This window comes from Streptomyces sp. NPDC045021 (assembly GCF_056432645.1).
Genome location: NZ_JBWKIQ010000003.1, coordinates 145176 through 167914, shown reverse-complemented (window position 1 = coordinate 167914; position 22739 = coordinate 145176). Strand labels below are relative to the sequence as shown.

Sequence of the window (22739 nt, the reverse complement as noted above, 5' to 3'; positions counted from 1 at the left end):
TCGCCGCGTGCTCGCCCTGATCGCCGCCCACTTCGTCCTCGCCGCCTGCGCCACCCCGTTGGTGCGGTGGCTCGGCCGGTGGGCCTTCCTCGTTCTCGCGGTGGCACCGGCCGCCACGACGGTGTGGGCGTTCACCCAGTGGGCGTCCGTGGCCGACGGCGCGGTGCGCACCGAGCAGTGGCGGTGGGCGCCCGCCCTCGATCTGAGCATCGCGCTGCGACTCGACGCGCTCGGGCTGCTGCTGACGGTGCTGGCCGGCGGCGTCGGCGCCCTCGTACTCGTCTACTGCACCGGCTACTTCGGCGACGACGAGCCGGGGCTGGCGAACTTCGCGGGCACCCTGACCGCGTTCGCCGGGGCGATGCTGGGGCTCGTCCTCGCCGACGACCTCATCCTGCTGTACGTCTTCTGGGAACTGACCACCGTCTTCTCCTTCCTGCTCATCGGCCATCTGTCGGTGAAGCAGGCCAACCGGCGCTCCGCACTGCAGGCGCTGCTCGTCACCACGGTCGGCGGCCTCGCCATGCTCGTCGGGCTGCTGATCCTCGGTCATGCGGCCGGCACCTACCGGATCTCCGCCCTCGTCGCCCACCCGCCTCCGGCGGGCGGTACGGCGGTGCCGGTCGCTCTGGTGCTGGTGCTCGCCGGGGCGCTGTCGAAGTCCGCGATCTGGCCGTTCAGCCTGTGGCTGCCCGGCGCGATGGCCGCACCGACGCCCGTCAGCGCCTATCTGCACGCGGCGGCCATGGTCAAGGGCGGCATCTACCTCGTCGCCCGGCTCTCCCCCGCCTTCGCCGCCGTCGCGCCCTGGCGGGGCGTGACGCTGACGCTCGGCGTCGCCACGATGCTGCTCGGCGGGTGGCGGGCGCTGCGCGAGACCGACCTCAAACGGATCCTCGCCTACGGGACGGTGAGCCAACTCGGCTTCCTCACCGCACTGGTCGGTGCCGGAACCCGGTACACCGCGCTGGCCGGCGCCACCATGCTGCTGACGCACGCGCTGTTCAAGGCGCCGCTGTTCCTCGTGGTCGGCATCGTCGACCACGCCACCGGGAGCCGCGACATCCGCCGGCTCGGCGGCCTGGCGCGCGCGATGCCGCTGGTCTGCGCCGCCGCCTGCCTCGCCGGCGCCTCCATGGCGGGCCTTCCGCCCTTCCTCGGTTTCGCCGCCAAGGAGGCCTCGTTCGCCGCGCTCTGGGCCGGCGGCACCGCCGACCGCCTCACCCTGTACGCCACCGTCGCCGGCTCGGCCCTGACCACGGCGTACACGCTGCGCTTCCTGTACGGCGCCTTCGGCCGGCCCACGTCGCCCGACCTGGCGCCCGCGACCGCTCGCGGCGGTCGGACCAAGGTGGCCCTGCTGGCTCCCACGGCACTGCTGGCGGCGGCGGGCCTGGTGCTGGGCCCGGGGGTGGCCTGGCTGGAGCCGCTGATGGCCCGCTACGCGTCGGCCTTCCCGTCCCACGGAACCCCGTACCACCTGGCCCTGTGGCACGGCGCCGGCCTCCCGCTCACCCTCTCGGAGATCGCGTGGGCAGCCGGTGTGGCCCTGTTCGTCGTACGGGACCGGCTGGTCCGCTGGGGCAGGCGGCTGGCGCTGCCGAGCGCCGAGACGGCGTTCGCCCAGATCCTGTGGCACACCGACCGGTTCGCGCTGCAGCTCACCGGGAGCATCCAGCGCGGCTCGCTGCCGGTCTACCTCGGCACGGCGCTGCTGGTCTTCTCGGGCGCCGAGGCGGCGGCGCTGCTCGTCGACCGCCCGTGGGCCTGGGGCGGCTCCCCGCACCTGTGGGACGACGCGGCCCAGATCGCGGTGGCGGCGGCCGTGGCGGCGGCGGGCGTGCTGTGCCTGCCGACCCGGCAGCGGATGAAGGCCGTGGTGCTGGCCGGCACGACGGGGTACGGCACCGGCGTGCTGTTCGTGCTCCAGGGGGCGCCGGACCTCGCGCTGACGCAGTTCACCGTGGAGACGACCAGCATCGTGGTGTTCGTCCTGGTGCTGCGCCGCCTCCCGCACCGCTTCCCGCCGACGGCGACGGCGTGGCGCCGCGCCCTGCACGCCGCGCTGGGCGTCGCCGCGGGGACGCTGGCTGCGGGCCTGACGTATCTGGCGGTGGCGGCCCGCCGGCATCCGTCCGCGGGCGCCGACATGGTGGCCGAGACCGCGCACGACGGGCTGAAGAACGTGGTCGCGACGGTCCTCGTCGACCTGCGGGCCTGGGACACGATGGGCGAGTCGGCGGTGCTGGCGGTCGCGGCCGTCGGCGTGACGAGCCTGGTCTACCTGCGCCGCCGGGCCGGCTCGCTGCCGCGCGTCCAGGACGACGGCAGCGCGGCGGGCATGTGGGCGTCGCAGGTGCGTGCCGGGCCGCGCGCGGCCCCGGAGCGGACCTGGCTGGCGGCCGGCGACACGCTCGCCCCCGACCGGCGCTCGGTGGTCTTCGAGGTGGTGGCGCGGCTGGTCTTCCACCCCATCCTCGTGCTCTCCCTGTACCTGCTGTTCTGCGCGGAGAACCTGCCGGGCGGCGGCTTCACGGCCGGGCTGGTCGCGGGGCTGGCACTCGTCGTGCGGTATCTGGCCGGCGGGCCCTACGAGTTGGCCGAGGCGGCTCCCGTCGATGCCGGGTTCCTGCTCGGTACGGGCCTGATGGTCTCCGTCGGAACGGGCCTCGGCGGGCTGGCGATCGGCTCGGACGTGCTGGACAGCGCGGTCTTCCACACCCACCTGCCGCTCTTCGGCGATGTGCACGTCCCCAGCTCCGTGCTCTTCGACTTCGGCGTGTACCTCCTGGTCCTCGGGGTCGTCCTCGATGTGCTGCGGAGCCTCGGCGCGAAGATCGACCAGCAGATCGAGCGCGAAGCCGAGCGTGCGAAAGCCGGGAAGAGGAATCCATGAACGCCACCGTCGCCCTGATCGCCGCCGGCGGGGTGCTCTTCGCCTGCGGGACGGTACTGCTGCTCGCCCGCCCGCTCACCCGCATCCTGCTCGGCGCCGTACTGCTCGGCAACGGGGTGAACCTGCTGGTCCTGGCCACCTCGGGCCGTGCCGGCAAGGCGCCGCTGCTGTCCCCCGGCACCGATCCGGGAGCCGTCTCCGACCCGTTCCCGCAGGCGATGGCGCTCACCGCGATCGTGATCACCCTCGCGCTGACCGCGTTCCTGCTGGCGATGGCCTACCGCAGCTGGCAACTGACCGGCAGCGACGACGTACAGGACGACGTCGAGGACATCCGGGTCGCGCTGCGGGCCGAACACGAGGGAACGCGGGCCGAGTTGAGAACGGCGATCCGCGCGGACCGGGCCCGGCAGGCGCGCGCCGAGGACTCCGAGGACCTCGACGACGAGCTGTGGGACAACGTGCTGGGGGCCGACCGGTGAACGCGACCGCGCTGCTGCCGCTGCCCGTCGTCCTGCCGCTCTTCGCCGCGGGCCTGAAACTCGCCGTCGGGCTGCGGCTCCCCCGGATCCAGCGCTTCATCAGCGCCGCCGTCCTCACGGTCGTGCTGGCCTCCTCCGTCGCCCTGCTGGTGGCGGCCGACCGGGACGGCCCGCAGGTGATGCACGCCGGCGGCTGGCCGGTCCCGATCGGCATCGCGCTGGTCGCCGACCGGCTGTCGGCGCTGATGCTGGTCGTCTCGTCCGCCGTGACGCTGTGCGTGCTGGTGTACTCCATCGGCCAGGGCATGGCCGACCGCGACGAGGCGACCCCACTGTCGGTCTTCCACCCCGCGTACCTGATCCTCGTCGCCGGAGTCTCCGACACCTTCCTGTCCGGCGACCTGTTCAACCTCTACGTCGGCTTCGAGATCATGCTGACCGCGAGCTACGTGCTGCTGACGCTCGGCGGCACGGCGGCACGGATCCGCGCAGGGGCCACCTACATCGTGGTGTCGCTGCTGTCGTCGGTGCTCTTCCTGGTGGCGATCGGCATGGTCTACGCGGCCACCGGCACCATGAACCTCGCGCAGCTCTCCGTGCGGCTGGCCGATCTGCCCGCCGGGATCCGGCTGGTGCTGCAACTCGCCCTGCTCACCGTCTTCGGCATCAAGGCGGCCGTCTTCCCGCTCGCGGCCTGGCTCCCCGACTCCTACCCGACCGCGCCCGCGCCCGTCACCGCCGTCTTCGCGGGGCTGCTCACCAAGGTCGGCGTGTACTCGATGCTGCGCACCCAGACGCTGCTCTTCCCGGGCACCCGGCTCGCCGAGCCGCTGATGCTGATCGCCCTGCTGTCGATGGTGGTCGGGATCCTGGGCGCGGTCGCCCAGACCGACCTCAAGCGGCTGCTCTCCTTCACCCTCGTCAGCCACATCGGGTACATGGTCTTCGGTATCGCGCTGGCCTCGCGCGGCGGCGTCGCGGGCGCGGTCTTCTACGTCGCCCACCACATCACCGTGCAGACCACCCTCTTCCTCGTCACCGGCCTGGTCGAACGGCGCGGCGGCACCACCGATCTGCAGCGGCTCGGCGGCCTCGCCAGGATCTCCCCGCTGCTGGCCGCCATCTTCTTCGTCCCCGCGATGAACCTCGCCGGGATCCCGCCGCTGTCCGGCTTCCTCGGCAAGCTCGGGCTGCTGCGCGCGGGCATCGCCGACGGCGGCGCCTGGGCGTACGTGCTGGTCGGCGGCGGCGTCCTGACCAGCCTGCTGACGCTCTACGCGCTCATCAGGGTCTGGAACCTGGCCTTCTGGCGGGCCGCCCCGCCCGACCTGTGCGCCGACGGCACCGTGCTGGAGACGGACGAGGGCGACGACACAAGCGGCTCCGACGACTCCGACGAGGACACCCTGATGCCCGCCGGGCGCCCCGAGTCCGCGTCCCTCAGCGGCCGTTCGATCACCACCACCGCCGCGCTGCCCCGCACGATGCTCGCCGCCACCATGGCCCTGGTCGCCCTCGGGCTGGCCTACACCGTGCTGGCCGGACCGCTGACGGGGCTCGCCGACCGGGCGGCCGGCGAGCTCCTGTCACGAACGCCCTACGTACAGGCGGTTCTGGCGCACTGACGCATTCGCGGAGTCATCGGCGCGCACTCATCGGTCGTGAACGGTGTGCGTCGCCGCGATCTGCTTCCAGGACTTCGGCTCCGCCTGCGGTGCGGCCGGGGCCGCGCGCAGCGCGCCGGTACTCGGGGCTGCCGCCGGGGCCGCGGGCCTGGCGGCGGTGAACAGCCAGGTCTCGAAGAGCGGGCCGAGCTTCTTGCCGGAGATCTTCTCGGCGAGCTTCTGGAACTCGGCGATGGAGCCGTTGCCGTACTGGTGCTGGGCGGGCCAGGCCTTGAGCAGGGCGAAGAACGCCTTGTCGCCGATCTTGTTGCGCAGCGCCTGGATGGCGAGGGCACCACGGTCGTAGACGGCGGCGTCGAACTGGCTCTCCGCGCCGGGGTCGCCGGGCTTGACGGTCCAGAACGGGTCGTCGGCCGGGTGCTGGCTGTAGACCCAGTCGGCGAGTTCCTGCGCGGTGCCCTCGCCCTGGTGCTCGGACCACAGCCACTGGGCGTAGCTGGCGAAGCCCTCGTTGAGCCAGATGTCGGACCAGCGCGACAGGGAGACGCTGTCGCCCCACCACTGGTGCGCCAGCTCGTGGACGACGACCGAGGGGTTCGCCCCGGCGGCGAACTGCGCGGGGCTGTAGAAGACCCGGCCCTGCGTCTCCACGGCGTAGTGGGTGGGCACGTTGGGGGCGTAGCCGCCGGCGGCGCTGAACGGGTACGGGCCGAAGTAGCCGGTCTCCCAGTCGATGATCTCGCCGGTGCGCTCGATGCTCGCGCGGGCGGCGCCGTCGTTGTCGCCCAGGTCCTTGCTGTAGGCGTTGATGACGGGCAGGCCGTTGTCGGTGGTGCTCCGCGTGATGTCGAACTTCCCGACCGCGAGGGTGGCCAGATACGTGGCCTGCGGCTTGTTCTGCCGCCAGTTGTAGCGCGTCCAGCCGAGCTTCGAGCTCTGCGAGACCAGCACGCCGTTGCTGATCGCCGCGGAGCCGTCCGGGACGAGCACCGAGACGTCGTAGGTGGCCTTGTCCAGCGGGTGGTCGTTGCTGGGGAACCACCACCAGGCGGATTCCGGCTCGTTGGCGGCGACGCCTCCGTCGGGTGTGCGCTGCCAGGAGGTGAAGCCGTACCGCTTCACCTTGCCCGGGACGCCGGAGTAGCGGACCACGATGGTGGCCTGCTGGTTCTTGGCGAGCGGGGTGACCGGGGTGATCTCCAGCTCCTGCTCGCCGCTGGTGGCGAACTTGGCGAGCCTGCCGTTGACCCGGACCTCGCTGACATCCAGCGCGAAGTCGAGGTTGAAGCGGGTCAGTCCCTGGGTGGCGGTGGCCAGCAGGGTCGCGGTGCCCTCCAGCTCGTCGGTGGCGGGCTGGTACTTCAGCCGCAGGTCGTAGTGGGAGACGTCGTACCCCCCGTTCCCGTACGTCGGGTAGTACGGGTCGCCGATACCGGGCGCGCCCGGTCCGGCGTCGGCGGCGGATGCCGGGATCGCCAGCAGCAGGCCGGCGGCGCTCACGGCGGAAACGATCGCTCTCTTACGCACAGGGGTCCTCCAGCGCGGGGTGAGTTCGGACACCCCGACCCTAGGAAGCGACTGTGTGTCCCAGCTACCCCTTCACCCACTGCTGTCTCAAGACCTTCACCGTGCGCAACACAACGTCTCAAAACACCGTCCGGCGGCGGCCCGCCGTGATGACGCGTCAACCTGTCTTCAACGCCGCCTTCATCATCGCCCGCGCGATCGGCGCCGCCAGTCCGTTCCCGCTGACCTCCGAGCGGGCCGCGTCCGACTGCTCGACGACCACGGCGACGGCGATCTGGTGGCCCTTGCCGTCGTCGGCGTAGGAGACGAACCAGGCGTACGGCGTCCCGCTGTTGTTCTCGCCGTGCTGGGCGGTGCCGGTCTTGCCGCCGACCTCGACGCCGCTGATCTTCGCGTTGCTGCCGGTGCCGTTGTCGACGACATTGACCATCGCCTTGCGCAGCTTCTGCGCGGTGTCCGCGCTGACCGCGCGCGTGCTCTCGCCGTCCGGGTAGGACTGCAGCACCGAGCCGTTGCCGTCCGTGACCTGCGAGACCATGTGCGGGCTCGCCAGCTCGCCGCCGTTGGCGATGGCCGCGACGACCATCGCCATCTGCAGCGGGGTCGCGGTGTCGTCGAACTGCCCGATGCCGGACAGGGCGGTCTGCGCCTTGTCCATCCCCTTCGGGTAGGAGCTCTTGGCCGCGCGCACCGGAATGTCCAGGCGGTCGCTGTTGAAGCCGAACTTCTCCGCGGCGGCGCGCACCTTGTCCTGGCCGAGGTCGACGGCCATCTTGCCGAAGACGTTGTTGCAGCTGTACTGGAGCGCGGTGTTGATGCTCGCGTTCTCGCAGGGCGCGGACGCCGACTCGTTGGCCAGCACCTTCGAGGTGCCGGGCAGCGGGTACGGGTTCGGGCTGGCGGTCTTCTCGTCGATCGACGAGTACAGCCCGTTCTCCAGCGCCGCCGCGGCGACGACGAGCTTGAACGTCGATCCCGGCGGGTACGCGGCGCGCAGCGCGCGGTTGAGCATGGGCTGGTCCTTGTCGGCCTGCAGGGCGCTCCACGCCGAGCCGTCGGCCTTCGAACCGCCCGAGATCTTCGACGGGTCGTAGCTGGGGGTGCTGACCATGCCGAGGATCCGGCCGGTCGACGGGTCGATGGCGACCGCCGCGCCCTTCTTGTCGCCGAGCCCCTTGAAGGCGGCCCGCTGCACCGCGGGGTCGATGGTGGTGATGACATCGCCGGGTTCGGTGGCCTTGCCGGTGAACGTGTCGGGCAGGCTCTTCAGTCGCGGGTCGGTGCCGCCCAGGATGCCGCGGTAGATGCCTTCGAGCTGGGTGGCTCCGTAGACCTGCGAGCTGTAGCCGGTGACCGCCGAGTACAGCCCGCCGTCGGCGTACGTGCGCTTGTAGCGCAGGTCGCCGCCGCTGGTGGTCGTGGAACCGGTCACCGGTTTGCCGCCCACGACGATGTCGCCGAGGGGGTTCGCGTACTGCGCGATGATGTTCCGCCGGTTGTGCTTGTCGTCCGCGAGCGCCCGGCCGTCCACCGCCTGCACCCACGTCACCCGCACCATGACCGCGAGGACGAGCAGGAGGCTGAAGACCGACGCACGCCTGATTGTCTTGTTCATCCCTTGCAAGAACGTTCCAGGGGGATTCGTTGGTTCCGGCGGGTGAGCACAGGTTCCTCACAGGTCGCGGCTCCCGGGCGGAACCGTCCCGCTCTGTGAGGATCGCGACCGTGCGCACCCTGCGAGGAATCGAGTGGCCGCTGGTCGGCTGGCTCGTCGTCGTCTGGGTACTGCTGTGGGGCAGCCTCACCGCCGCGAACGTCGTCACCGGCCTGGTCGTGGCGCTCGCACTGTGCCTGGTCTTCCCGCTGCCGCCGCTCGGCCTGGGAGTGCGGATTCACCCGGTCGGCCTAGTGCGGTTCGCCGCGCTCTTCCTCGTCGATCTGACCCTCTCGGGCTTGCGCACCGCGTGGCAGACGCTGACTCCCGCCCCGCTGCCCTGCGCGGTGCTCGCCGTCCGGCTGCGCTGCTCGGGCGACCTGATGCTGACCGCCACCGCCATCGCCGTCTCGGCGGTGCCGGGCAGCGCCGTACTGGAGGTGCAGCGGTCCACGGCGACGCTGTTCGTGCACGTCATGGGCTCGGACATCGAAGAGGCCAGGGACGGGGTACGCCGGCTGGAGGTGCTGGTGGTGCGCGCTTTCGGCACCCGCGAGGAGATCGCCTCGCTCGACGAGGGAGCCACGTCGTGACATCGGGCACAGCGTGCGGCCGGGCAGCCATGAGGTCGGACCGAGCGTGAAACGGGGCAGCGCATGAAATGGGTCACCGCGGCCGTCCTCGGCCTGCTGATCGCGGCCGGGGTGATGGTCTTCGTGCGACTGGTGCGCGGGCCGTCGATGCTCGACCGGGCGGTGGCGGTGGACGCCCTGCTGGCCGTCGTGGTCGCGGGCCTCGGCGCGCAGGCGGCGGCCGACCGCACCCCGTACTCGCTCCCGGTGCTGCTGGTGCTGGCCTTCCTCGGCTTCACCGGCTCGGTCGCGATCGCCCGCTTCATCGCTCTGCGCGACGAGGACCCGTCATGACTGTCCTGGACTGGGGTTCCCTGGGCGACTGGGCCGCCGAGGTCTGCCTGCTGCTCGGTGCCGCGCTCTGCTTCGTGGCCGGTGTCGGGCTGCTGCGGCTGCCCGACACCCTCACCCGCATGCACGCGGCGACCAAACCGCAGGTTCTGGGCCTGCTGCTGGTGCTGCTGGGGTTGGCACTGCGGCTGCGGTCCTGGGTGGACCTGGGAACCCTGCTGCTGATCGGGGCCTTCCAGCTGATGACCGTGCCGGTGGCGGCGCACATGGTGGGGCGGGCGGCATATCGCACCGGCCAGGTGCGCACCGATGAACTGGTCCTCGACGAACTGGACGATCATCTGACTCGACCGGACCCCGGTTGAGTCCACCCGGTAGGTTCGATATGTGACAAATGCTCGGATCGTCGGAGCACTGCGGTCCATGGAATCCGCTGTCCTGGCCCGCCAGGGCATGGCGCTGCCCCTGCTGGCCATCGTGGTCGTCTCGGCGGCGGACCTGGCGGCCGGCCGGGACCACTACATCGGGCCCGGAATGGTGGTGGCCCCGGCGCTGGCCGCCATCACGACGACCTGGCGACGCACCCTGCTCATCGCCGTCCTCGGCCTCGCCTCGCAGGCGGCGCTCGCGCCGTACAACGGGGTCGTCGAGGTCCGCGACTGGGTGCTGCTCAGCGGCCAGATCGCCACGTATGTCGTGGTCAGCCTGTTCAGCGCCTACATCGCCTGGCGGCGGGAGACCGGGCTGCGGGCCTTCACCGCCATCACCTCGGTCGCCGAGGCCGCCCAGCGCGCCCTGCTGCGGCCCCCCGGGGCCCGGGTCGGTGACGTCCGGCTCGCCGTCCGCTACGTCTCGGCGGCGGACGCGGCCCAGATCGGCGGCGACCTGTACTCCGTCCTGGACACCCCGCACGGCGTGCGCGCACTCATCGGCGACGTCCGCGGCAAGGGCCTGGAGGCCGTCCAGACCTCCGCGGTCGTGCTCGGCGCGTTCCGCGAGGCCGCGTACGACGAGGGCGGGCTGACCTGCGTCGCCCAGCGCGTCGAGGCGAGCGTGCAGCGCCATGTCGTCTCCGGCGAGTTCGCCACCGCGCTCTTCGCCGAGTTCGACGGCCCCGGCTCCGTCGAGCTCCTGCACTACGGCCATGTGGCACCGCTGCTCATCACCCCCGACGGAACGGTGACGACCCTGGACCCGCCGGACCCCTGGGTGCCGCTGGGCCTGGGCCAGCTGGTGAAGGGGACGGCCGTGCCGTGGCGGTCGCAACTCGGCGGCGAGGACGTGCTCGTACTGTGCACGGACGGCGTGATCGAGGCCCGCAGCCCGGTGGACGGCTCCTTCTACCCGCTCGCCGACCGGGTCGGATCGCTGGTGGCGGGCCTGGCCCAGAACCTGGAGGCGGCCGTCGAGCGCGTCTACGCCGACCTCCTGCGCCACGCGGGCGGCTCCCTCGGCGACGACGTCGTGCTCCTCCTGCTCGCCCCGGCGCGGCCACCGACCCTGCCGGTCTGACAGGCCGCCGGTGCGACCCGCCAAGGATGGCTGGAAGCATCGCACTGAGTACCCAGTCCATGACGTGTCGTCAAGCCGCCCTAGCGGCAAGGCGTTCGCCTGTTCTAGGGTTACCACGTGGCCCTGGACCCCGGCCCCGCTCCAGGCGGAGTCCATCTGGACTCAAGTGCCTCCAACTCTGCAGGACGTGGACCGGCTTCATGGCGAAGCTTGCGGCGATCTCGCGACTCCCCCTCTCCGACCCCCGGCGATCGACCCTCGATGTCTCCTGGACGTTCTCGCTGCACCGCACCCCAGGAAGCGACGAGCTGGCCGCAAGAATGACGTGCGCCGCGCTCGACACCCTGGGGCCGTACGGGCAGGCCGGCGCGCAGCTGGCCACCGCGATCGCGCTGGCCTGCGGTTATGTCGTCGATCACGGGTTCGCGCACCGGTACCGCGTGACGCTGGGCGTGGACGGGATGCGGTGCACGGTCTCGGTGACCGATTACGGCTACGACAAACCGCTCGCCGCCCCGCCCGACCCACCACATTCGTACGCCGCGACCGCCCTGTGCCAGCAGCTCGCCCACTGCCCGGAGCACGGCGCGCAGATCGACGGTGTTCAGGTGCACCACGCCACCGACGGAGCGGTGCTGATCCGCTTCCGCGCGCTGCTTCCCGCCCCCGCGGCCGAGGCCGTCGACGACTCCGCCACAGAGCTCCCCCAGCCTCCCCCGGCCGCGCCGGACCACTCCCGCAGTCCAGGCGCCCGAGGGTGAGGTGCGTCCGGTCGGCGGCTCCGGGGGGAGCGGGTCGCCGACCGGGCGCCACAATCCGTGCGGGGGTGGTCAGTCCTGATGTGAGCCGGTCAGCGCCGCGAAGACGACCACGTTCGCCGAGTAGGCGCGCTTCTCGGCGTCGAACGTGCCTCCGCAGGTGATCAGTCGCAGTTCCGGTCGGGTGCCGGCGCCGTAGACCCGGTCCGCGGAGAAGTGGTCCTTGTCGACGACCTCGACCGCCTCGACGGTGAACTCCGCGACGGAGCCGTCCGCCCGTTCGATCTCCACCTCGGTGCCCGGTGTCACCGTGCTCAGACCGTAGAAGACCGCAGGCTTGGTCTCGGTGTCGACATGGCCGACGATCAGTGCCGCGCCGGCCGCGCCCGGCGCCGGGCCGCCGCGGAACCAGCCGGCAACGTCCGGGGTGCTGTACGGCGGCGGGTCCACGGCGCCGTTCGCCAGGCCCCGCTCGACGATCCCGGCGTGCAGCCCGATCGACGCGATGTCCAACCGCAGCGGCTTGGAGTCCCGCAGCGGGAGGTGTGGGGCGTAGACCTGCGGCGGCCGGTCACCGGAGCCGGCCGCCGTCTGCGCGCCGGGGCCGGCCAGAGCCTCCCCGTCGCCGGGGTGGCCCATCAGCCAGGCGGCGAAGAGCACCAGCCCCATCGCCATCGCGACCCAGGTGCGGCCGCTGACGGAATCGCGTTCCTCGTCCGGCACCGCGGTCTAGCCGTGGCGGCGACGGCGGTACACCGCCACCGCCGCGAGCGCTGCCGCTCCCGCGCCGCCGACCGCCATCACGGAGTTCGTGCCGGGGCCGGCCTCGGCCGGGCCCGCGGCCAGCTGCGCGGTTCCACCGCCGCCCGCCGGAACGGGGGCCGTCGGCCAGTCGGGCTCGGGCCTGACGGGCTTGACGGGGGTGACAGGGCTGACGTTGTTGATGATGACCACGGTGCCCTGCGCGGCATGGGTGTTGCCGTCGCACTCGACCGAGACGGCGTAGGTGCCCGCCACCGCGTCGGACCGGATGGACGCGTCACTGACCAGTCCGTCCTGGCCGTCGACCGACGGCGCCAGCGTCACCGCGCTCACGAAGACCTCGGCACTGGCCTTGGCCTTCGCCGACCGACAGGCGCTCTTCACATGCAGTGTGATGACCGCGCCCGCCCAGGTCTTGCCGGGGGTGACGGTCACCGTCCCCGAGGCCGACGCCGAACTCTCGTTGTCGGCGAACGCCGGGACAGCGCCACTGAGCAGGAACAGTGCGGCCGCACCGGCAGCTGCCGGTCGTCGAATATCTAGCATCGGATGAACCTCCGCTCGGCCGGGTACGGCCAGTGGTACCCGGTGCCTCGAACATCCATCCAGGAGGGTTCCGCCGCACCCCGGACGGCGTTTGGTTACGCCATCAGGGGGTGTCGGTCACAGAGAGTCCGTACGCTCAGATCTCGTCGACGAGGTCCGCGATCGAGTTCACGACCCGCGAGGGCCGGAACGGGTACTTGTCGATGTCGGCCTTCGAGGTCAGGCCGGTCAGCACCAGGAAGGTCTCCATGCCGGACTCCAGTCCGGCGAGCACATCGGTGTCCATCCGGTCGCCGATCATCGCGCTGGTCTCGGAGTGCACGCCGATCGCGTTCAGCCCGGCGCGCATCATCAGCGGGTTCGGCTTGCCGACGAAGTACGGGTCCTTGCCGGTGGCCTTGGTGATCAGCGCGGCCACCGAGCCGGTCGCGGGCAGCGGGCCCTCGGCCGACGGTCCGGTCTCGTCGGGGTTGGTGCAGATGAAGCGCGCGCCGCCGTTGATGAGCCGGATCGCCTTGGTGAGCGCCTCGAAGCTGTAGGTGCGGGTCTCGCCCAGCACCACGTAGTCGGGCTCGACGTCGGTGAGGATGTAGCCGACGTCGTGCAGCGCGGTGGTCAGACCGGCCTCGCCGATCGCGTACGCCGTACCGCCGGGGCGCTGGTCGTCGAGGAACTTCGCGGTGGCCAGAGCCGAGGTCCAGATGTTCTCGACCGGCACGTCGAGACCCATCCGCGACAGCCGGGCGTGCAGGTCACGCGCGGTGTAGATGGAGTTGTTGGTCAGCACCAGGAACGGCTTGCCGGACTCCCGAAGCCGCTTGATGAAGGCATCGGCGCCGGGGATCGGCGTGCCCTCGTGGATCAGCACCCCGTCCATGTCGGTGAGCCAGGATTCGATCGGCTTGCGTGTCGACACGGGCGTGTTCTCCTGTCCTGGTGTACGGCTGCGCGCTCAGCCTAGCCGGGGCGCACGGTGTACGCCCCGGCCGTCTCATCGGCTGATCAGCTCGCCGCTCCGGCCGCCGATCAGCTGCCGGTCGCCTTCTTCCAGGCGTCGACGTAGGACGTCAGGTCGGTGTTCACCGCGGTCCAGCGAGCGCGGCGAACCCGGCGGCCGCGCCGAACCCGGCGACCCCGTCGAACCCGGCGATCGTCTGCGGGAGTTCCGCGACGGAGGCCAGGACGTGGGTGGCCCCGGCCTCGCGCAGCGCGGCCTCGTCGTGCGCGCCGGTCAGCACGCCGGCGACCACGGCGGCCCCGGAGCGGCGACCGCAGAGCATGTCGTACGAGGTGTCGCCGGCCACGGCGATCTCCCGTACGTCGTCGGCCGCCCCGGTGCGCAGCAGCGCGGCGAGCACCATGTCGGGGAACGGGCGCCCGCGCCCGGCGTCGGCCGGGCACAGGGTGAGGTCGGCGATGTCCTGCCAGCCGAGCGCGTCCAGGATCGCGTCCTGGGTGACGCGCGAGAAGCCGGTGGTCAGCACGACCGTACGGCCCTCCTCCCGCAGCTTCCCGATCGTCTCGGCGGCGCCGGGCAGCGGCGCGCACCGGCCGCCGTCGACCAGTTCCGCGTAGGCGCTCTCGAACGCCGCGTTGCCGCGCTGCGCGATCTCCTCGTCGCCGAAGAGCGCGCGGAAGACGGTGATCTTCGACTCGCCCATCGTCGCGCGGACGTAGTCGAGCTTCTTCGCGTGGTCGTCGCTGCCGGGCTCCACCCCGAGCCGTTCGGCGGCGCGGGAGAACGCCTGCTCCACGAGGCCGCCGTCGGCGACCGTGGTCCCGGCCATGTCCAGCACGACCAGTTTGATGCTGCCGTCCGTCATGGTGTCCGTCCTGTCGGTCATCGCTTCCCTCACCAGCCCAACTCGTCGGCGGTCGTCTCACCGATCGCCGGGGAACAGGTCATGCCGCGCCCGCCGGGCCCGGTGACCAGCCACACTCCGTCCAGTACTTCCTGCCGGTGCACCACCCGCGCGGTGTCCACGCACTGCGCGTACACCCCGGCCCAGCGGCGCCGGATGCGCGGCAGCGGCCGGCCGAGCAGCTGCCCGGCCCGCTCCAGCAGGTGGTCGTACGGGTCCTCGACGACGTCGAAGTTGAACGCCGCGTCGTACTCGTGGGTGTCGCCGATGGTCAGTCCGCCGTCGAGGCGCTGGACCATCAGCAGCTGCATCTTGTGCGCGGCCGCCACCGGCGGCTGCGGCTGTCCGGCGCGCAGCGCGTCGAGCGCGGCGCCCTCGTAGGCCGGGTAGTAGCGGAAGCTGTCGGCGTCGGCGACGGAGGTGGTCAGCGGCTCGCCCAGCGGGTCGGTCTGCGCCATCTGCAACCGCACGCGGCGCACCGGCAGTTCGGGGGCGAGCTCGCGCACCAGCCCGGAGAGCCAGGCACCGGTGGCCAGGACGACGCTGTCGCCCCGGTGCACCTGGCCGTGGTCGTCGCGGACCGTGCCGGGCCCGACCTCGCGGACCTCGCGGCCGGGAAGGAACGTGTACCGGCCGGTCGCCGCCAGGTGCTCGCGCAGCGCGGGCAGCGCGACCCGGGACTCGACGGCGCCGTCCCGCTCGCACAGCAGCGCCCCGGCGAAGTCGCCGCGCAGCGCCGGGTTGTGGTCCCTGGCGCCGGCGGCGTCCAGCCACGTGAAGCCGCGCTCGGCGGCGTCGGGGCGGGCGATGACCTCGTCCGCCACGGCCTTCTCCGCCGCGGTGCGGACCACCGTGAGCGAGCCGTTGGCGCGGAAGCCGACGCCCGGCACCCGGGCGCCGATGTCCTGCCACAGCTCGCGGGCCCGCAGCGCGGTCTCCAGCTCCTCGCCGGCCGACCGGCCACCGACCCACACCAGGCCGAAGTTGCGTACGGAGGCGCCGCGGGCTTCCCGCTCACGCTCCAGGTGGACGACCTCATGGCCGCGGTGGACGGCCTGCCAGGCGTGCATCGTGCCGAGCGCACCGGCGCCGACGATCAGGACTCTCATGGGGCCCAAAGGTGCTCGGGCCTTCGGAAGCGTACGTATCTCATGCATGAACCGATGGTGAACAGGCCGGCAACGCTTGGACTAGACCCGTTACCGTTTCGTGATCGAAATCCTCCGCACGACCTCCCTCGGGTCCGGCTACTCCTTCGACATCTGCGTGGTGAAACTGAACCGGTCGCCGCGGTAGAGCGAGCGCACCCGCTCGATCGGCACGCCCCCGCCGTCCCGGCTCGTACGGTGCAGCAGCAGCATCGGCAGCGCGGGCGGCGTACCGATCAGCAGCGCCTCGCGCGGCGTCGCGAGCACCGTCTCGATCCGCTCGTCCGCCGAGACGAGCTCCAACCCCACCGTGTCGCGCAGATAGCCGTAGAAGGACGAATCGGGGGCGAAGTCCCGTTCCAGGTGCGGCAGTCGGGCCACCGACAGATAGGTGCTCTCCAGGCCGACCCGTTCGTCGTCGGCGAGCAGCACCCGCTCCATGTGCCAGACCTCGTCACCGGCCGAGATCCGCAACTCGCGCGCCAGCACCGCGTCGGCCGCCAGCCGCTCCAGCGTGATCAGATGGCGGCTCGGGACCCGGCCCTGCCGCCGCACGCCCTCGGTGTAGCTCGCCAGCGACAGCGGCTGCTCCAGCTTCGGTCCCGCCACCACCGTGCCCCGGCCCCTGCGCCGCACCCGGCCCTGGATCAGCAGCTCGCGCAGCGCCTGCCGCACGGTCTCCCGCGCCACCTCGAACGTGGCCGCCAACTCCCGCTCGGTCGGCAGCAGTCCGCCCTCGCCGAGCTCGTCGAGCACGGCCTCCAGCCGGGTCTTCACGGCGTAGTACTTGGGCACCCGGCCGTGCTCGGGAATGCCGGACCGGATCGGGGCATGTGGGTCTGTCACGGAACCGATCCTCGCAGAACAGCGGCGGTCCACCGGCCGTCAGCCGAGTGCGGCGCCGAACACCGACGCCAGCACGAGCAGCGCCGCGCCGTCTGCCACCACCCGCGTGCCGCCGGCGGCGACCGACACCGGCACCGTGCGCCCCGCGGAACGGGCCGTGCGCTCGGTCAGCACGGCCGCGACCTCCTTGCGGAACAGCGCCTCGTCGGCCAGTACGGTGCGCCCGCCGAGCACCACCCGGTCGATGTCGAGCAGCGAGACGAGGTTGGCCGCGCCGACGCCCAGCAGGTACGCGGCGCCCGCCGTGTCCCCGCGGTCGACCGCCGCCAGGCACATCGCCTCGATGCAGCCGCGGTTGCCGCATCCGCACACCGGACCGTCCAACTGCACCACCTGGTGCCCGAATTCGCCCGCGCCGGTGCGCTCACCGCGGAAGACGGCGCCGTCCAGCACCAGCCCGGCGCCCAGCCCGGTCCCCAGATGCAGATACGCGAACGAGCCGCCGCCGGAGTCCTGCCCGAGGACCGCGAGCGCCGCGGCGTTGGTGTCCTTGTCGACGACGACCCGCAGCCCGAGCCGCCGTTCCAACGCGTCGCGCAGCGGGAAACCGTCCCAGTCCGGGAAGCCGGTGACGCGGTGCAGGACGCCCGAGGCGTGGTCGAGCGGCCCGGGGGCCGCGACGCCGACGCCGAGTATTCCGGGGCCCGCGTCCAGCGCCCGCACCTCGCGCGCCACCGCCTCCAGCACCTCCCCCGCCGGACGTCCGAGGTCGAGCCGGGACGTACGGGCCTCCATCCGCTCGCCCGCCAGGTCGGCGAGGACGACGGTCAGCTCGTCGCGGTCCAGGTGCACCCCGGCGGCGTACCGCGCCCGGCGCACCAGCCGCAGCTCGGTCCGCGGCTTGCCACCCGTCGACGCCTGCCGCCCCGACTCCTCGGCCAGCCCCTCGGCCCGCAGCCGCGCGGTGATCTTGCTGACCGCCTGCGGGGTGAGCCCGGTGCGCTCGGCGAGCTCCAGCCGGCTGATGCCGCCGGTCCCGTGCCGGGTGGCGGCGCGCAGCAGATCGAGCACCAGAGCGGCGTTGTGGTGCCGCAGCGCGGGCAGATTCGCCCCTGAGATTCCCCTGTTCACCCCTCCATTGTCCTCAGTGCTTGCACTTTGGCAACACTGTTGCGAAAGTGGAGGGCATGAGTAGTCCCGCCACCCCCCTCCGCGTCGGACTGGTCGGCTACGGCCTGGCCGGCTCCGTCTTCCACGCCCCGCTCATCGCCGCCACCGACGGCCTGGTCCTCGACACGGTCGTCACGTCGAACCCCGAGCGCCGCGAGCAGGCCCGCGCCGAGTTCCCCGAGCTCCGGTTCGCCTCCTCCCCCGACGAGCTGTGGACCGGCGACCCCGTAGACCTCGTGGTGCTCGCCTCCCCCAACCGCACCCACGTGCCGCTCGCGACCGCCGCCCTCAAGGCCGGCGTGCCCGTCGTCGTCGACAAGCCGCTCGCCGGCACCGCCGCCGAGGCCTACGAGCTGGCCGCCCTCGCCAAGGACCGCGGCCTGCTGCTCTCCGTCTTCCAGAACCGCCGCTGGGACAACGACTTCCGCACCCTGCGCCACCTCCTGGACAGCGGCGAACTCGGCACCGTGCAGCGCTTCGAGTCCCGCTTCGAGCGGTGGCGGCCGCAGCCCAAAGGCGGCTGGCGTGAGTCCGGCGACCCGGCCGAGATCGGCGGGCTCCTCTACGACCTCGGCAGCCACCTCGTCGACCAGGCCCTGACGCTCTTCGGCCCGGCGGTCCGCGTCTACGCCGAGTCCGACGTGCGCCGCCCCGGCGCCGAGGTCGACGACGACACCTTCATCGCGATCACCCACGCCGGCGGCGTCCGCTCCCATCTGTGGGCCGGCGCCACCACCGCGCAGCTCGGCCCCCGCTTCCGCGCGCTGGGCAGCGCTGCCGGCTACGTCAAGTACGGTCTCGACCCGCAGGAAGCCGCCCTCCGCGACGGCCTGCGCCCCGGCCCCGCCGGTTGGGGCGTCGAGCCGGAGTCCGCCTGGGGCACCCTCGGCGCCGGCGACTCCGTACGCCCCGTCCCGACCCTGCCGGGCGACTACCCCGCCTACTACGCGGCGGTCGCCGCCGCCCTCCGCGACGGTTCGGCCCCGCCGGTCACCGCTCTGGAGGCCGCCGCCGCCCTCGAAGTCCTCGAAGCGGCCCGGCTCTCGGCCCGCGAGGGCCGCACCCTGGAACTGGAGGCCCGCGCATGACCACCCCCACCGACCTCGTCGCCGAGCTCGAAGCGCAGGAACGCGACCTCGTCCTCCCCGGCTTCACCAACGACGACGCCTGGCGGCTCGGCTCGCTCCTCGTCGACCTGGCCCGCGAACGCCGGGCGCCCGTCACGATCGACATCCGCCGCGGCAGCCAGCAACTCTTCCACTACGCGCTGGACGGCACCTCCCCGGACAACGACGCCTGGCTCGCCCGCAAGTCCCGCGTCGCGGAACGCTACGGCGCGTCCTCGTACCTCGTCGGCGCGCGCTTCCGCGCCAAGGGCACCACCTTCGAGGAGTCCTCCCGCCTCGACCCCGACCGCTACGCCGCCCACGGCGGAGCGGTGCCGCTCCGCGTGGCGGGGGTCGGAATCGTCGGCACGGTGGCGGTCTCGGGGTTGCCGCAGTCGGAGGATCACGCGCTCGTGGTGGAGGCGTTGTCGCGCATGGTGCGCGGGTAACGGGCGGTCTGCGGTGGGTCGGGGGCCGGGCCCTCCGGGGCGGGGCTTCGAAATCGACTATTTACGGGCCTGGCGGCCCACAAATAGCTCGGCAGCATTTCGAAACCCCACCCCTGCGGACCCGTCCCCCTCACGTCACAGCCCCTCCGCTGGTGCTGGCGCCGACACACGTGCATCCCGTACCCCGTCCCCTCCCCCCTCCGTCCGCGGGTGCCGACGCACGTGCATCCGTGACGGGTAGGGGCGGGTGGGTGGGGAAAAGCCCGCCCCTAGGCGCAACGGCGGGGCGGGCGTCGACGTCACCGCACCCCCGCCGGAGGCGGCGCGGCCCGCCGCAGGCGCAACGGCGGGGCGGGCGCCCACGTACCCCCGCCCCGGCAGGGGCTACGCGTCCGCCAGGACCTGCCGCTGCCGACCGAGCCCGTCGATCTCCAGCTCGACCACATCCCCCGCCCTCAAATACGGCTTGGGATCCGGCTGGCCCATCGCCACCCCCGCCGGCGTCCCCGTATTGATCACGTCCCCCGGATACAGCGCCATGAACTGGCTCAGGTACCGGACCACCTCCGCCACCGGGAAGATCTGGTCCGCGGTGGAGCCGACCTGCTTCGGCTCGCCGTTGACCCACAGCCGCAGCCCCAGGGCCTGCGGGTCCGGGATCTCGTCGGCGGTGACGAACCACGGTCCGATCGGGTTGAACGTCTCGCAGTTCTTGCCCTTGTCCCACTGCCCGCCGCGCTCGATCTGGAACTCGCGCTCCGAGACGTCGTGGGAGAGCGCGTAACCCGCGACCGCGGCCAGCGCCTCCTCCTCGGACGCCGCGTACCGCAGCTCGCGCCCGATGACGATCGCGAGCTCGACCTCCCAGTCCGTCTTGACGCTGCCGCGCGGCACCAGAACGGTGTCGTCGGGCCCGACGACCGTGTCCGGCGCCTTCATGAAGACGATCGGCTCTGCCGGAATCGGCGCACCGGTCTCCGCGGCGTGGTCGTGGTAGTTGAGGCCGATGCAGACGATCTTGCCGATCCGGGCGAGCGGCGGCCCGACGCGCAGTGCGGCGCCGTCCAGCCGGGGCAGGGATCCGTCCGCCGCGGCCGCGGCTATCCGTGCGAGCGCGGCATCGTCGGCGAGGAGGGCGCCGTCGATGTCGGGAACGACGCCGGACAGGTCGCGCAGGATTCCGTCGCCGTCCAGCAGGGCCGGAGCTTCCGTTCCGGCAGGTCCGACACGCAGCAGTTTCACAGACGTACTCCTGTGGGCGAGGGTGGTCATCGGATGTCTTGGCAGATCCTCCAATCACTTACGGCCGTCACGCAAGCCCCCGTTCACGAAGTGGACTTCGCGGCATTCAGTGCCACATGTGGGGCACGCTGCAGCCAGGCGCGCTCCGCGGCGCTCCAGGCGGTGGTGGTGGCCAGATACAGCCCGGCCGCCAGCGGAACGAAGGCGGCGGTCACCAGCGTGCCGAAGGAGAACAACGGAAGGATCTTCGCCATCGCGGCGGCACCGGGAGCGGCACCGGGTGCCGCGGCAGACGTCGGCGACGCGCCCTCCGCCGCTGCCTTCCGCGCCCGCAGATACGTCCAGCCCGCGACAGCCGCGATCACCGCGAAGAGCCCGAGGAAGACAGCCCCGTGCGGGCCGGCCGGCCCGCCGTCGGCGAGCGCGTCCGTCCACCGGCCGCCGAGCGGGGCGCCGAAGAGGGTGTGGTCGAGGAGCTCGCCGCCCGAGGAGGAGAAGACCCGGTACATGATGAAGAAGACCGGCATCTGGACGAGCATCGGGACGAACCCGCCGAAGGGCGAGGCGCCCTCCTTCGCGTAGAGGTCGGCGAGTGCCTTCCGGAGCCGCTCCGGGTCCTTCTTGTGCTTGCGGTTCAGCTCGGCCACCCGCGGCGCGAGGGCGGCCCGCACCTTCTCACCGCGTACCGCGGCGCGGGCCAGGGGATGCAGGGCGAGGCGTACGGCGACGGTGATCGCGACGATGGCGGCCGCGGTCGCCATCGCGCCCAGGAGCGGGCTGAGCAGCGAGGCGATGGACATGACGAAATGGGCGAACACAGACATGGGGTGAGCCCTCCGCGGGGTCTCGTCGAGCCGGAAGAAGTCGGCGTGACGAGCCGCGCGGGCACAGCGGGAAACCGGTGGGTACCGGTGTGGGAGCGCCTACGCGGCCGTCGGGACGAGACGGCCGGGCGCTCGGGCGCGTGGACGCCCCGAGGCATCGGGATCGCACTGCGCCAGGAAGGCCGTACGGCGCTCCCGGTCCCGGATCACGGTCCGGATCCGGCCGGGCACCACGGGTCCGGCCCAGGCGGCGGTGACGACGAAGGCACGGCACAGCAGCGCGGCGGCGACCGTGGTCGCGGCGGCGGTGGCGCTGGACACCAGACCGGTCTGGGTCAGCAGCACTCCGGACAGGGCGAGGAAGAGCGCGCCCACGAAGAGGCGGAACGCGGCGGCGTCGCGTCGCACGTGCTCGCCTCCCTCAAGTGGTCCGGATGACCGAATTACCGATAGTAGACCCAGCGCTCGGGAACCGGCGGCGGTCCCGGGGAGCGCTTCTTCCCACCGCGGCCGGCCCGCCGGCCTAGCGCGGCTGGGCCGACTTCAGCTCTCCCCACACCACCAGCCGGTACTTGGAGGTGTATTCGGGCGTGCAGGTCGTGAGCGTGATGTACGCGCCGGCGCCGGTCATCCGGGCGGCCGGGTGCACGGTGCTGAACGGGATTGGGCCGATCACGGATCCGTCGGAGGGGTTCGTCTGCGGCACCGTCCTCTCCACGACGTAGACGAAGCGTCCGGTGGCCGTCTCGACGGTGACCGTGTCGCCGGGCCGCAGCCGGTTGATGTAGCGGAACGGTTCCCCGTGGGTGTTGCGGTGCCCGGCGACGGCGAAGTTCCCGGTCTGGCCGGGCTGGGCGGTCTGCGGGTAGTGGCCGACGTAGCCGTGGTTGAGGATGGCGGTCTTGCTGATGCCCTGGGCGATCGGGGCGGTCACGCCGATCGCGGGGATCCGGATCACGGCGTAGGCCAGATCGGCCCGTTCCGGTGCCGTCGCCTGCTGGGGGGAGGGCCCAGAGGGCGCCGTGTCATCGGATGTATCTATCGTCGGCGTATCGCCGGGAGTTTGCGTCGGAGCCACCACCGGAGTCTGCGCGGAGGTCGCGTCCCACTGCTGTTCCAGCGCGGCGACCTCGCGCCGCGCGGACTCGTGCGCCCGCAGATTGGTCCACCACAACTGGTGCGCCACCAGCAGCAGCACGACGACCCCGAACGTCACGGCGAGTTCGGCACCGCCCCACAGCGCCCGCCCCAGCGGGGTCCGCCGCGCGCCGCCGCGCCGCAGCTGCCGCCCCCGCCCCTGGACGACCACTCGGACCGGCCTTGATTTCTGACGCACCGTCATACCGCCGACGATACGGCCGTTCCCGGCCCGTCCGACAGGCCCGGGGACACCTCGGTCCGCGGGCC

General features: G+C 72.4%; 23 protein-coding genes. 10 read left to right on the top strand and 13 right to left on the bottom strand.

The genetic code is table 11. From position 1 onward, the window contains the following. The first annotated feature begins 7 nt into the window (after positions 1 to 7). Genes AC07DC_RS12115 through AC07DC_RS12105 form a run of 3 tightly spaced genes read left to right on the top strand, consistent with a single transcriptional unit; the run spans position 8 to position 5003 of the window. Positions 8 to 2896 carry a Na+/H+ antiporter subunit A gene (locus AC07DC_RS12115; protein ID WP_478914619.1) on the top strand — a complete coding sequence of 963 codons (2889 nt, stop codon included), beginning with the start codon at positions 8 to 10 and terminating at the stop codon, positions 2894 to 2896. After that, a complete protein-coding gene (locus AC07DC_RS12110) occupies positions 2893 to 3378 on the top strand; it encodes a Na(+)/H(+) antiporter subunit C (protein ID WP_478914278.1) in 486 nt (161 codons plus the stop codon). The genes AC07DC_RS12115 and AC07DC_RS12110 overlap by 4 nt, the downstream gene beginning before the upstream one ends. Then, complete coding sequence (locus AC07DC_RS12105; RefSeq protein WP_478914277.1) at positions 3375 to 5003, top strand: Na+/H+ antiporter subunit D; 1629 nt, start codon at positions 3375 to 3377, stop codon at positions 5001 to 5003. The genes AC07DC_RS12110 and AC07DC_RS12105 overlap by 4 nt, the downstream gene beginning before the upstream one ends. A 27-nt stretch (positions 5004 to 5030) precedes the next feature. Here the strand turns inward: AC07DC_RS12105 and AC07DC_RS12100 are convergent, their stop codons facing one another. Both AC07DC_RS12100 and AC07DC_RS12095 read right to left on the bottom strand, forming a co-directional pair. Next, the gene (locus AC07DC_RS12100) at positions 5031 to 6530 is read right to left on the bottom strand and encodes a M1 family metallopeptidase (protein WP_478914276.1); all 1500 of its coding nucleotides are present in this window, start codon (positions 6528 to 6530) and stop codon (positions 5031 to 5033) included. Positions 6531 to 6687: 157 nt separating this feature from the next. Further along, a complete protein-coding gene (locus AC07DC_RS12095) occupies positions 6688 to 8145 on the bottom strand; it encodes a peptidoglycan D,D-transpeptidase FtsI family protein (RefSeq protein ID WP_478914275.1) in 1458 nt (485 codons plus the stop codon). 110 nt (positions 8146 to 8255) lie between these two features. Between AC07DC_RS12095 and AC07DC_RS12090 the strand changes: the two genes are divergently transcribed. From AC07DC_RS12090 to AC07DC_RS12070, 5 genes are all read left to right on the top strand, one after another. Next, a complete protein-coding gene (locus tag AC07DC_RS12090; protein ID WP_478914274.1) occupies positions 8256 to 8777 on the top strand; it encodes a Na+/H+ antiporter subunit E in 522 nt (173 codons plus the stop codon). A gap of 63 nt (positions 8778 to 8840) precedes the next feature. Further along, on the top strand, positions 8841 to 9110 hold the full coding sequence (locus AC07DC_RS12085) for an MrpF/PhaF family protein (RefSeq protein ID WP_283514756.1): 270 nt from the start codon (positions 8841 to 8843) through the stop codon (positions 9108 to 9110). Continuing rightward, on the top strand, positions 9107 to 9472 hold the full coding sequence (mnhG, locus tag AC07DC_RS12080) for a monovalent cation/H(+) antiporter subunit G (protein ID WP_478914273.1): 366 nt from the start codon (positions 9107 to 9109) through the stop codon (positions 9470 to 9472). Before AC07DC_RS12085 ends, mnhG begins: the two co-directional genes overlap by 4 nt. A 58-nt stretch (positions 9473 to 9530) precedes the next feature. Further along, positions 9531 to 10619, top strand: coding sequence for a PP2C family protein-serine/threonine phosphatase (locus AC07DC_RS12075; RefSeq protein ID WP_478914272.1), 1089 nt, complete (start codon positions 9531 to 9533; stop codon positions 10617 to 10619). Positions 10620 to 10819: 200 nt separating this feature from the next. Further along, entirely contained in the window at positions 10820 to 11380 is a 561-nt protein-coding gene (locus AC07DC_RS12070) for a hypothetical protein (protein ID WP_478914271.1), read from the top strand. 69 nt (positions 11381 to 11449) lie between these two features. Here AC07DC_RS12070 and AC07DC_RS12065 read toward each other — a convergent pair whose 3' ends face one another. From AC07DC_RS12065 to AC07DC_RS12035, 7 genes are all read right to left on the bottom strand, one after another. Next, positions 11450 to 12100 carry a class F sortase gene (locus AC07DC_RS12065; protein WP_478914270.1) on the bottom strand — a complete coding sequence of 217 codons (651 nt, stop codon included), beginning with the start codon at positions 12098 to 12100 and terminating at the stop codon, positions 11450 to 11452. Positions 12101 to 12106: 6 nt separating this feature from the next. Next, entirely contained in the window at positions 12107 to 12685 is a 579-nt protein-coding gene (locus AC07DC_RS12060) for a hypothetical protein (protein ID WP_478914269.1), read from the bottom strand. 136 nt (positions 12686 to 12821) lie between these two features. Continuing rightward, entirely contained in the window at positions 12822 to 13601 is a 780-nt protein-coding gene (locus tag AC07DC_RS12055) for an HAD-IIA family hydrolase (protein ID WP_138358361.1), read from the bottom strand. A gap of 163 nt (positions 13602 to 13764) precedes the next feature. Beyond that, positions 13765 to 14529 (bottom strand): phosphonatase-like hydrolase, encoded by a 765-nt coding sequence (locus AC07DC_RS12050; protein WP_478914268.1) that lies wholly within the window; start codon positions 14527 to 14529, stop codon positions 13765 to 13767. An 8-nt stretch (positions 14530 to 14537) separates the two neighbouring features. Beyond that, a complete protein-coding gene (locus AC07DC_RS12045) occupies positions 14538 to 15656 on the bottom strand; it encodes a TIGR03364 family FAD-dependent oxidoreductase (RefSeq protein WP_478914267.1) in 1119 nt (372 codons plus the stop codon). Positions 15657 to 15794: 138 nt separating this feature from the next. Continuing rightward, on the bottom strand, positions 15795 to 16541 hold the full coding sequence (locus AC07DC_RS12040; RefSeq protein ID WP_478914266.1) for a GntR family transcriptional regulator: 747 nt from the start codon (positions 16539 to 16541) through the stop codon (positions 15795 to 15797). A gap of 39 nt (positions 16542 to 16580) precedes the next feature. Next, entirely contained in the window at positions 16581 to 17672 is a 1092-nt protein-coding gene (locus tag AC07DC_RS12035; RefSeq protein ID WP_478914265.1) for an ROK family transcriptional regulator, read from the bottom strand. A gap of 56 nt (positions 17673 to 17728) precedes the next feature. Here AC07DC_RS12035 and AC07DC_RS12030 point away from each other — a divergent pair, with 56 nt between their 5' ends. Both AC07DC_RS12030 and AC07DC_RS12025 read left to right on the top strand, forming a co-directional pair. Then, complete coding sequence (locus AC07DC_RS12030; RefSeq protein ID WP_478914264.1) at positions 17729 to 18799, top strand: Gfo/Idh/MocA family oxidoreductase; 1071 nt, start codon at positions 17729 to 17731, stop codon at positions 18797 to 18799. Beyond that, a complete protein-coding gene (locus AC07DC_RS12025) occupies positions 18796 to 19266 on the top strand; it encodes a heme-degrading domain-containing protein (protein ID WP_478914263.1) in 471 nt (156 codons plus the stop codon). The genes AC07DC_RS12030 and AC07DC_RS12025 overlap by 4 nt, the downstream gene beginning before the upstream one ends. A 384-nt stretch (positions 19267 to 19650) precedes the next feature. On the opposite strand, the gene AC07DC_RS12020 is transcribed toward AC07DC_RS12025, so the two are convergent. From AC07DC_RS12020 to AC07DC_RS12005, 4 genes are all read right to left on the bottom strand, one after another. Continuing rightward, positions 19651 to 20508 (bottom strand): fumarylacetoacetate hydrolase family protein, encoded by an 858-nt coding sequence (locus tag AC07DC_RS12020; protein WP_478914262.1) that lies wholly within the window; start codon positions 20506 to 20508, stop codon positions 19651 to 19653. A gap of 83 nt (positions 20509 to 20591) precedes the next feature. Further along, a complete protein-coding gene (locus AC07DC_RS12015) occupies positions 20592 to 21332 on the bottom strand; it encodes a YidC/Oxa1 family membrane protein insertase (protein WP_478914261.1) in 741 nt (246 codons plus the stop codon). 99 nt (positions 21333 to 21431) lie between these two features. After that, positions 21432 to 21740, bottom strand: a complete 309-nt coding sequence (locus tag AC07DC_RS12010; protein ID WP_478914260.1) for a DUF6412 domain-containing protein — start codon at positions 21738 to 21740, stop codon at positions 21432 to 21434. A gap of 115 nt (positions 21741 to 21855) precedes the next feature. Further along, positions 21856 to 22674 (bottom strand): class E sortase, encoded by an 819-nt coding sequence (locus AC07DC_RS12005; protein ID WP_478914259.1) that lies wholly within the window; start codon positions 22672 to 22674, stop codon positions 21856 to 21858. Positions 22675 to 22739: the final 65 nt, after the last annotated feature.

What these genes read in the sequence shown, in the direction of transcription:
- AC07DC_RS12030 (WP_478914264.1), top strand. Translation starts at nt 17,729, where the DNA reads ATGAGTAGTCCCGCCACCCCCCTCCGCGTCGGACTGGTCGGCTACGGC.
- AC07DC_RS12085 (WP_283514756.1), top strand. Translation starts at nt 8,841, where the DNA reads ATGAAATGGGTCACCGCGGCCGTCCTCGGCCTGCTGATCGCGGCCGGG.
- AC07DC_RS12095 (WP_478914275.1), bottom strand. Translation starts at nt 8,145, where the DNA reads ATGAACAAGACAATCAGGCGTGCGTCGGTCTTCAGCCTCCTGCTCGTC.
- AC07DC_RS12110 (WP_478914278.1), top strand. Translation starts at nt 2,893, where the DNA reads ATGAACGCCACCGTCGCCCTGATCGCCGCCGGCGGGGTGCTCTTCGCC.
- AC07DC_RS12045 (WP_478914267.1), bottom strand. Translation starts at nt 15,656, where the DNA reads ATGAGAGTCCTGATCGTCGGCGCCGGTGCGCTCGGCACGATGCACGCC.
- AC07DC_RS12005 (WP_478914259.1), bottom strand. Translation starts at nt 22,674, where the DNA reads ATGACGGTGCGTCAGAAATCAAGGCCGGTCCGAGTGGTCGTCCAGGGG.
- mnhG (WP_478914273.1), top strand. Translation starts at nt 9,107, where the DNA reads ATGACTGTCCTGGACTGGGGTTCCCTGGGCGACTGGGCCGCCGAGGTC.
- AC07DC_RS12060 (WP_478914269.1), bottom strand. Translation starts at nt 12,685, where the DNA reads ATGCTAGATATTCGACGACCGGCAGCTGCCGGTGCGGCCGCACTGTTC.
- AC07DC_RS12075 (WP_478914272.1), top strand. Translation starts at nt 9,531, where the DNA reads ATGGAATCCGCTGTCCTGGCCCGCCAGGGCATGGCGCTGCCCCTGCTG.
- AC07DC_RS12070 (WP_478914271.1), top strand. Translation starts at nt 10,820, where the DNA reads ATGGCGAAGCTTGCGGCGATCTCGCGACTCCCCCTCTCCGACCCCCGG.
- AC07DC_RS12050 (WP_478914268.1), bottom strand. Translation starts at nt 14,529, where the DNA reads ATGACCGACAGGACGGACACCATGACGGACGGCAGCATCAAACTGGTC.
- AC07DC_RS12025 (WP_478914263.1), top strand. Translation starts at nt 18,796, where the DNA reads ATGACCACCCCCACCGACCTCGTCGCCGAGCTCGAAGCGCAGGAACGC.
- AC07DC_RS12015 (WP_478914261.1), bottom strand. Translation starts at nt 21,332, where the DNA reads ATGTCTGTGTTCGCCCATTTCGTCATGTCCATCGCCTCGCTGCTCAGC.